The organism is Pseudochryseolinea flava, from assembly GCF_003286915.1.
GTDB lineage: Bacteria > Bacteroidota > Bacteroidia > Cytophagales > Cyclobacteriaceae > Ohtaekwangia > Ohtaekwangia flava.
The window spans coordinates 1-9,390 of the sequence record NZ_QMFY01000033.1 but is presented as its reverse complement, the minus strand read 5'-3'; the positions used below and the strand labels follow the sequence as shown (position 1 = coordinate 9,390).

Below are 9,390 nucleotides of genomic sequence, written 5' to 3'. Positions count from 1 at the left end.
CCGGGTCAAATGATTACCGAAACGGGTGGGTCAGATAATTAGCGAAATACCTGGGTCAAACCATTTCCGAAATAGGTGGGTCAGGTAATTACCGAAAGGGTGGGTCAGACGGTAGCGAAATATTCACGAAGGAACGCGAACCTCAAATCGATCTGCTCATGGACAATGTCTTCGAAAAATATTGGAGCGGCACTGGCGGAAATTGGGATAAATCAGAATATTTGAAGCGTATTGAAAAAATATGGTAATGGAATTGCATTTGTTTGAGTCTTGATCGACTATGGCGAAACTTTTACCAATTCAAGATTGAGAAAGTAGCAATGTGATCATGTTGTCTAAGAATAAATGAACATGGAAGAATGGGGACTTTCCGAATTTAGGAAACGGATGGAGGAAGGTAAACAAGCAACATCAAATCTGTCGCAAGATGAAGATGACGCGTTAACGCGACAGGCAAGGATAATGGAAGTAAGAAATGCGTTTGAGCATTCCAATGAGTCAGAACAGGATGGACGATTTTTTACTTATCGGAAATATCTTCAATACCCTGAGTTATTTACAAAATTCCTTGATAAACAATCGCCATTAAATATTTGGTATCCGTGCACCTTAAAAACAAAATTTAGTTACAACGAACACACAAAGGATCCTTTTGACAACCTATCACATGATTTCCAATCACTTGGACAGTTCATGGTGTTTTGTAAGTCAATGTTGTTTTTAGATCGTAAGCTTGCGAGGAAAATAATTGCTACTCAAGAACCAGAGGAGATCATTAAATTGAGCTCAGAGATCCAACATTTCAACCCGATGGTCTGGAAATTTAACGAACGCAGCATATACTACGATGGTGTTAAGGCCAAATTTGAACAAAGTCAATCACTTTACAATTCTCTGATGAATACGGTAGGAACTACGTTAGTTGATGGTCAAATAGCCGCCGATACCGATTTTCACCTTGTTCCCAATTGGCGCGAAAGGAATCTGTTCGGAGAGGTCATGACACAGTATCGATTTGTTCAGGCAGGGGAATATTAAATCGACAAAGCTGACTTAATTTTTTTGTTTCTTGTAATTAAGTAAGGAACGACGGATGCCATGGCCCCAGGAAAGTGGTTATGATCCATATGCCATTAACAGCAAGGCGTGGCACATGGATGCGAAGGAACGCGAACGTCAAATCCATCTGATAATGGACAACGTCCGAAAAACACCGAATCGATTTATGACTTCTTGCTGGACAATTCTATAAAACGACAAGTAACATGGTAATGGAAAATTGCATTGGATTGACTTTTGGTTTGTATGAAAGCCCTAATCCAGAGATTTTGGCGAGGCTTGGAGGACAGCCTTTCTTAAACGCACAAAACAATGAAAAGTATTTACCGCTTGTGGACTACTTTGTAATGCTAGGTAATGAATATATAAGCAATTATTTGTCAAACTGGAGGGGCACAAACATCGACAACTGGGTTAGATACATCGATCAACAAATATTTGCAAAAAGCAATGAAGAATATATTGGTGACTATGTCTGCGTATTCTTTAGCGATGAGAGGGTGAGAATAATGTCGTACATAGAATATGAACAAAATACAGAAAAATATTGTGAATTATCATTGGAGACATTTCGACAATTAACACTCGAATGGAAGTCATTCATAATTCGATGGGAAATCGCAAGAATTAATAAAACGATTGTTTAAAGTTATCGCTATGACGTTCATTAAAACTGCAACACTGATTTTCATGAATGTTTTGCATGATTGTTCAGGCGCAGAATGTTCCATTAATGATTACGAAATATTTCGATGATGTTCGGTCTGATTTGTCAGAAACAATACCCGCAACGTTATTGTTGAAATCGAATGAGCAAATTGTTTTCAATCATTCGCAGACCTTTTTACAAGATTCCGCTCCGACGGTAAGAAAGGTTGCAATTTCGTTGATCGCAGTATTGGGTACTCGTGATGGTGCGCCGTCGGTGCAAGGTCACTTTCATTGCTCGTAAGCGCTTCAAAAGATTTTTTGCTAGAAACCGAGAGCAAGCGATTTCACTTATTAGGTCATATGCCAAAACGATTTCACACCAATGCTAAAGGATGCTCTCAGTTCCCGCCCTAACCAATACTCACAAACGTTTCCTGATCTATTGAAGATCTTAGGGCTTTTGACTTTGACCATTCTGTCTACAAACCATTGGCGTCTAATCCGAGCAAGCCCATATTAGTTTCAAAGGATGTGTTGAAGGAACCTACGACGGCTTTCCGCCGATTTTTAGATTAAGTGTAATACAGCGTTCAGTTTTATTACAGAGCAAGCGAAAGAAGTACTGGAGTTAGCAGGAATAAAGGGATGTTTATGTGGTTAAGCGTGGAGATGAATCGTACCGGATAATTCCGGTGCGAGATACCACCGTCACTTGTTAGAACATCAAGACACTTGTTCAGATTATTGCACGAAACTAAAAAATATTACACGCTTTTTTTTTACTAGCGCATCGCGACTTATTTTAGCGGTCAAATCCTTGACCGTTGAACCTCAGTCAAAAAAGAATTTTGCTCTTTGGCGTTGCGCTTGCGTGCCTTTGTTCGCTTCAACTCGTTGCCCAAGATCTTGCGTCGATTGGGAAAGAAAACCCTTTCAGTGTTTCGGGAGGGATATCAGCAAATCAAATTTTTTACAAAGCGAGTGGCATCGATTCGCGCCGCGACCCTTATAGTTACTACGTCAGTGGCAACGTTAACTTCGGACTTTACGGCTGGAGTGTGCCTTTGTCGTTTAGCTATTCCAACCAAAATTTTTCGTATCAGCAACCATTCAATCAATATAGTCTTCATCCAACGTACAAGTGGATTACGGGCCATGTTGGATACACCTCCATGACATTCTCGCCCTATACGCTAAGCGGACATGTTTTTCTGGGGGTCGGCATTGATGCCACACCGACGGGAAAATTGAAAATCAGCGCCATGTATGGCCGGTTAAGGCGTGCAGTGGAATTGGATACACTGACCGAACGCAACGAGCCCTCTTACGAGCGTCGTGGCTATGGGTTCAAAGTAAACTATGGAGATGGCAGACGCTTTATTGAACTCACCACGTTTCGTGCGAAAGATGATTCGACCAGTATCGGATTTATACCGGATGATTATGGTGTCAAGCCGCAGGAGAATTTAGTTTTTAGTCTTGGCGGGGGGATGACATTTTTCGAAAAACTAATGGTGAAAGCGGAGTGGGCTAACAGTGCCATCACACGTGACCAACGCGTAGCAGAAAACGGAGGGAGGGGAATATTCGGAAGCATGGGCGGCATTTTTACGCCACGAATCTCTACAGCCTATTACAATGCGATCAAAAGCAGTTTGTCCTATCAGGGTAATGGTTATGCCGTGGGGTTAGGGTACGAAAGAATTGATCCTGAGTACACCACACTAGGTGCCTACTATTTTAATAACGACCTCGAAAATATCACCGTGAATGGTGCAACAGCGTTAGCCGGCGGAAAAGTCAATTTGTCAGCGAGCGTCGGAACGCAGCGGGATAATCTTAACGGTGATAAGATCACCACCATGCGGCGTGTAGTGAGCGCGTTGAATGTTGGATTTGTGCCGAACGAAAAACTGAACCTATCCACAAGCTATTCCAATTTTCAGACCTATACCAATGTACGTTCGCAGTTCGTCACCATTAATCAGGTTACACCGTATGACAATCTTGATACGCTGAACTTTACACAAATCACCCAGAACCTGACACTCACGGGAAATTACCTCTTACCCAGTACAGAACAGAAAAAGCGAAGCATCAGTGCGAATCTTTCCATCATGAAAGCTGCGGACAAACAGGTTCAAGTTGAGCAGAACTCGGGAAGCACATTCTATAATATCAATACTGCTTACAGCCTGAGCATCGTTCCATCGAATCTTACATTGAGTGCCTCGTTCAATTACTCGCTTAACGAAGCCGCTGGAATGAAGTCATCGACCATGGGACCATCGCTTACCGCCTCGAAAGCACTTTTCGATAAGAAGATGCGCGTTACAGGGTCGTGTTCTGCCAATAATACCTATGTCGACGGAACAACAACAAGCCGCGTGATGACGATTCGCGCAAACACCGGCTACACGATCAAACAAAAGCACAGTTTATCCCTGAACCTCGTTGCCTTAACGCGAACGCAGAAAAGCGAAGCCGGAAGTAAAGGGTTCAAAGAATTTACCGGCACCCTTGGCTATAATTATTCATTTGGAAACTAAAGCACTGAATTTTATTTCATGAGACTTCAGCGACTCTTTATATTGTTATTCTTTCTACTTGCGCAAAGGCAAGTGGTGGCACAAGTATATCCGGTACAAGGGAATGCTGTGCTCATTCCACCTTATTCAGTTTATATTTCTGATTACACATCACGCACAACTGACCGCCTGATCCTCAACGTCGCACTCAAAGATATTACGCGACCTGAACTGAGGGTAAGATTACGAATCCGAATCGAGAGTCAGAATGTTCGTATCGAAACAAAACCAGAATACATCGGCTCGGAATTAATTTTACAGGGAGGAATTCCACTTCGATTGAACGGCACCGACCTCATTGAGTATTTCAATCCCAACAACTTATCTTTTTCCGGAATCACCCGAGGAGAATTCGAACAGAAAGGGGCACTCCCGCAAGGGTTTTATCAATTCAGCTTCGAAATTCTTGAGTATTATCGCGGCGTAAAGATCTCGAATAACATCACGGCACCGGCCTGGCTGATCTTGAATGATCCGCCTATCGTGAACATCCCGCAGGACAACGCGAAGATCACACCAACGATTCCACAGAACGTTATTTTTCAGTGGACACCAAGACACACCGGATCGCCCAATTCAGCTTTCTCTACGGAATATGAAATCAAAGTCGTAGAAGTTTGGCCTTCGAACAGAAATCCGAATGACGCTATGCTTACGTCGCCACCAATTCTTGATGTCACCACCCAAAGCACCAGTTTTATTTACGGCCTGGCGGAAACTCCACTGGAACTCGGTCGTCGTTACGCCATGCGTGTTCGCGCTAAAAGTATAGTAGGCGCGGAAGAGTATGATCTGTTTAAGAATAACGGCTACAGTGCTGTAGTCTCTTTTGTGTATGGTGACGCTTGTGATGTTCCAGAGCAGGTCGCAGCGTTTTCACCCGCAGCAACACGGCTCAATGTAAAGTGGCTATCAAGGTCTAACCACACTGGATTCAAGGTTCGCTATCGACAGGCAGGCACAACAAACTGGTATGAGAATAAAGCGATCATTAACGAGGTCGAAATCTCATCCTTGAAGCCGGGTACAACCTACGAATATCAGGTGTCAGCTTCTTGCGGACTCTTCGAAGCGCAATACAGCACCGTTGCAACGGTAAAGACAAAGGACGCCGCGCAGGCAACATACTCCTGCGGCGTGCCTTTAGATAATATTATTCTCGATCCAACAGAACTTGCACCATCGCTGAAAGTCGGTGATGTAATCAACTCGGGAGACTTTGATGTAAAGCTTACAAAAGTTAGCGGCGGTAATGGTCAATTCACAGGAGAAGGCGTGATCGAAGTTCCATTCTTTAGTAAAGCGAAAGCACGTGTTGAGTTTACAAATATCACTGTAAACAAAGACCTCCGGATGGTCAACGGATTCTTGAATGTGACGGGTGCAGGTGTGGATATTGTACCCAGCGGTGTCATCAACTTCATGGATCAATTGGTCGAGAATCTTGATCAGCTTGATACATTGCTGACGATCGTTGAAAGTAATCTTCCCGATGAGATGTTCGATCCTAATGCCTTTGTTGCCGATGAACATGTGATCGTCGTTGGCGGCATCAGTTCTGTTTATACAAATGGTGATGGATCTGTTGTGGTTGTCGACAAAAGTGGAAATCAGAAAACTTTACCTGCCGGAAAAACCTACGCGATTGAGGGCGACGATGGTCAGGGATATTTAGTGGATCAGAAAGGAAAGCTTCATGAAACGACGGCCGCCGTTGCCGCAAAGGCCGGAAATCGCGAGTGGAATTTATCACTACGTTTTTCACGCAGCCCTCAAGGAGTGCATGGCTTTGACGAAGGAAAGCGACAGCATTCATGTTAAGAGTGCTGCACGAAAATCCAGGATTCTTTGAAAGTCTGGTCAGTGAGTTTGAAATCCCTACAGACCAAGGCAAGCGAAAAATGGATGTTCTTCTTCATAATGGAACAATTGTGGAATGTAAGAGTTGGGACGATGATGCAGATACTTTTGGTGATTTTGTCCAAGGAAAAGGGAACTCCTATGCTCAATTTTTAGACTATCTCAAGGTTATTTCGTCAATGGATCAACTTCAATACTGGCTAGACGGGAGAAAGCTGACGGGCAATAACAGTACTCTGAAGCGAGAGACGGCGGTGGAGAAATTCAGGACACTATATGACGGAAATGACAACGTCTTTAATACACTAGTTAAGAATCCGCAATTAAGAGCTCAGCTTTTTAACGGGTTGGCTGCAAAAGAAGCTCGTCAACTTTATGATATCTATGTCGCACAAAGTAGCGCGGTACTTTTTGGATTTATTAAAATCAAATAGGAATGTTTACGTATCACATATCGCACCCCCAAGTGAAAGCATTCTTGCTTTCTGGTTCAAATTCAATACAATTGAATGAATCGGGATCTATGATAGTAAACGATGTTCGTGTCGAAGACAATGTAAGCTATCTGGACGCTGTTATTGATGAAAAATATTTATTATTCACGCGAGAAAAAACTCACCAGGTATTCGATTTGGTGAATCAATCAACAATGGCCCACACTGCTAGTTCTTTGCGAATGTGTTCCTGTTACAACAATACCATCGTGGGGTCTTCCGATCGAACGCTTCATCCAAGCGGCGTAGGATTTAAGGCGAAATTCCATCTTATGTCTTTTCCAACGTTGAATGTATTAAAAACGCTAGCGTTTGATGAAATGGGAAATTGTACCAGGGTTGGCGACATCTTGATCTTTGAGCATTCACAAATAATAACAGCAATTTCACTGTCGACGGAAGAGGTACTATGGGATGTGCCTTTTGGAAAGGTATTAAAGATGCTGATGGTTGTCGATAGTATTCTCTGGATGCAAGTCAATCTTAACAGTAAATACTCAGTTATCAAGGGGATAAAAATTGAAACAGGAAGCATCGTTGATGATTTCAACGGCGTAGCGTGCCCCGGCTATGCAATAACAATCGTGTCACAGGATGATGGACAAGTTTTTATATCCAATAATGACAATTCGTTTCTTCAGCTAGATGTCCAAAAAAAGACGGTTTCACGGAGCGGTATTATTGAATCGCTTGATGGCGTAAATATGAATTTGGTCGGCGCCACCCTGTGCGATGATTGTCTGTACTTCAGCGCGTCGCATGGAAAGCTAAAAGGAGGCAATACGATAGGGGTACTTGATTTCAAGACATTGGAAATGTTGTGGTCTACAAAACTTCCTACAGATGCAACCGGTTTCATAGGGATAGGGATCGCTCCGATCGTCGGTAAAAACAATTTATACATTCTTGATTCCAATAATTTGCTTCACAATTTTAAACGAACGGCACTGTGACAACACGCAAATTCCATTTAATAGATATCCATCAGGTGAATATCACTTGTCATTACGCTACAGAGAGCAGATCCAAAGTACCTACAATGCTTGCATTGTTTTTTGCGTTGTCATCTATGTTAGTAAATGCCCAGGAGCTAAAGTCGACTGTTGCTTCATATGTAGAACGTGAAACTTCAGCCTTGGTAATAAAGCTTCAGTATATTTTAGAAAAGATAGGCGCCATACAGTTCAAAGATTTTTCAATGCAAGGAATCAAATTGATCGAAACAGGAAAGATCGGCGTGCAGTTTAGAGATGACGCCATCGAATTGCTTCACAAAATATCCAATTAACAGCACACGGTAATGGATTTCAGTGAATTTCAAAATATACTATTTTCCGCCACAAGCCAGCATTTTGGTGAGCGAGGATACAGGGAGACTTTTCGCGATGTGTCTCTTGAGATGACTAGGTTAATTGGCGCAGATAAAGCGTTTCTTTTCCTAAGAACGGGAGAAAATAGAGGCGGCAACACCTTTTATGCCTCAGTAGGATTTTATGTCTCTTTTTCGATTATCGATGATTTCATTTTAAAGTATCGCGACAGACTTCACCCAAATATTCCACGACACACGATTGGCGTAGAGACAAAGAGTTTGAATTCAAATTATCAAATCGAGGTTAGATCGCGGGAGGAAATTGTCAATATAGTTCCAATGATTATAAATCAATATGAAAATATCTTAGTCCCCTTTTTGGAGGATTTTATGAACATTATCGTATTGAATGAATTCGTCAACACGCCCTTCGATAAGTTTCAAGCGGGTATTCCCATTTCAACAGCACGCTTTCATTGGTATCGAAAAATGATTATCGCTAAGCTTGCAGGTAACCCTGAATATGAAAAAATCGAGCAATACGTATTGGATCTACATAGAACAGTAAGTACGAATAATCCTGAGTCAGTCGATTATAAAAATGCGATGATGATTGTCGAGGGACTTGTCGACGACCTCGCACAGATTAGTCCAGTAAGAAATCCAATTTTGTTAGATCTAGCACTTGTGAAATGAGGATCGTTCATTGTCTTCTTTTTATGGTTTTCTTCTGACGGAAATTTCGTTGGCACAGACCAGACGAAAATCTGAAGACATACTTTACTTCGGCCCAGAAGAGAAAAGTTCAATATGAAATCGCACGCGTGATCTTCACGCGGTGTCTTTGGCTGATAAAACTTTGACTGTTAGCCTTTGGAAATTAGTTCAAGTAGAGTATTTGGAGAAAACAACGAACTTTTTCATATATGATTTCAGATTTTAAACTAATCACAAGTAGTGGCAAACAGATTGTTCCCAATATTTCCGCTGATGCTAGTCTGCCGTTACTCCCGTCAGTTAGCAGCGAGCTATATCATGAATACATAGGTAATACAACAGCAGGAATTGGCTGGAATTATAATGGTCGGGAAGTGAGATTGTTTGAAGAGGGAGTCAGAATTTTTGGGCTACCTGATCCTCAGATGAAATATGTGGTTGTGGTTTATCCACATGATCATCCAAAATATTCAGCCCCAACGAATGCCTTAGTGTTAAACGGTAACGGTGGTTTACATAAATTGTTGACTACACCGAAACTAATTTCAGAAAATGCAGCGCTGCGAGAAAGACACATGAACTGTAAGCCCCCGGCCAACTACGTCTTTAAATTTTGTGTGGCAGCAGGTCGTCAATATTATTGACACTTCTCTTTGGAAGCTCTTCAAGCACATGGGTGAGCCAGCGCATAGGCTCGATCCCGTTCACT

At 42.2% G+C, this 9,390-nt stretch carries 9 protein-coding genes; 8 read left to right on the top strand and 1 reads right to left on the bottom strand.

Features of this window, described 5'->3' with window-relative positions:
- Nucleotides 1–345: 345 nt before the first annotated feature.
- From DQQ10_RS27485 to DQQ10_RS27445, 8 genes are all read left to right on the top strand, one after another.
- A complete protein-coding gene (locus DQQ10_RS27485; RefSeq protein ID WP_112750169.1) occupies nt 346–1,038 on the top strand; it encodes an NADAR domain-containing protein in 693 nt (230 codons plus the stop codon).
- A gap of 227 nt (nt 1,039–1,265) precedes the next feature.
- Nucleotides 1,266–1,706: a hypothetical protein gene (locus tag DQQ10_RS27480; RefSeq protein ID WP_112750168.1), complete on the top strand. Its 441-nt coding sequence runs from the start codon at nt 1,266–1,268 to the stop codon at nt 1,704–1,706.
- Nucleotides 1,707–2,534: 828 nt separating this feature from the next.
- Nucleotides 2,535–4,259, top strand: coding sequence for a porin family protein (locus DQQ10_RS27470; protein ID WP_112750166.1), 1,725 nt, complete (start codon nt 2,535–2,537; stop codon nt 4,257–4,259).
- A gap of 18 nt (nt 4,260–4,277) precedes the next feature.
- Complete coding sequence (locus DQQ10_RS27465; RefSeq protein WP_112750165.1) at nt 4,278–6,119, top strand: fibronectin type III domain-containing protein; 1,842 nt, start codon at nt 4,278–4,280, stop codon at nt 6,117–6,119.
- A complete protein-coding gene (locus DQQ10_RS27460; protein WP_112750164.1) occupies nt 6,113–6,592 on the top strand; it encodes a hypothetical protein in 480 nt (159 codons plus the stop codon). Before DQQ10_RS27465 ends, DQQ10_RS27460 begins: the two co-directional genes overlap by 7 nt.
- An 89-nt stretch (nt 6,593–6,681) precedes the next feature.
- Complete coding sequence (locus tag DQQ10_RS27455; RefSeq protein ID WP_165824146.1) at nt 6,682–7,605, top strand: hypothetical protein; 924 nt, start codon at nt 6,682–6,684, stop codon at nt 7,603–7,605.
- Nucleotides 7,602–7,940, top strand: coding sequence for a hypothetical protein (locus DQQ10_RS27450; protein WP_133259789.1), 339 nt, complete (start codon nt 7,602–7,604; stop codon nt 7,938–7,940). Before DQQ10_RS27455 ends, DQQ10_RS27450 begins: the two co-directional genes overlap by 4 nt.
- Nucleotides 7,941–7,952: 12 nt before the next feature.
- On the top strand, nt 7,953–8,660 hold the full coding sequence (locus tag DQQ10_RS27445) for a hypothetical protein (RefSeq protein ID WP_112750161.1): 708 nt from the start codon (nt 7,953–7,955) through the stop codon (nt 8,658–8,660).
- 627 nt (nt 8,661–9,287) lie between these two features.
- Here the strand turns inward: DQQ10_RS27445 and DQQ10_RS28495 are convergent.
- Nucleotides 9,288–9,389, bottom strand: a complete 102-nt coding sequence (locus DQQ10_RS28495) for a transposase domain-containing protein (RefSeq protein ID WP_112746629.1) — start codon at nt 9,387–9,389, stop codon at nt 9,288–9,290.
- Nucleotide 9,390: the final 1 nt, after the last annotated feature.

Excerpts from the sequence above, each read along its gene's own strand:
- DQQ10_RS27460 (WP_112750164.1), top strand. The coding sequence starts at position 6,113 with ATGTTAAGAGTGCTGCACGAAAATCCAGGATTCTTTGAAAGTCTGGTC.
- DQQ10_RS27445 (WP_112750161.1), top strand. The coding sequence starts at position 7,953 with ATGGATTTCAGTGAATTTCAAAATATACTATTTTCCGCCACAAGCCAG.
- DQQ10_RS27480 (WP_112750168.1), top strand. The coding sequence starts at position 1,266 with ATGGTAATGGAAAATTGCATTGGATTGACTTTTGGTTTGTATGAAAGC.
- DQQ10_RS27455 (WP_165824146.1), top strand. The coding sequence starts at position 6,682 with ATGATAGTAAACGATGTTCGTGTCGAAGACAATGTAAGCTATCTGGAC.
- DQQ10_RS27485 (WP_112750169.1), top strand. The coding sequence starts at position 346 with ATGAACATGGAAGAATGGGGACTTTCCGAATTTAGGAAACGGATGGAG.
- DQQ10_RS27465 (WP_112750165.1), top strand. The coding sequence starts at position 4,278 with ATGAGACTTCAGCGACTCTTTATATTGTTATTCTTTCTACTTGCGCAA.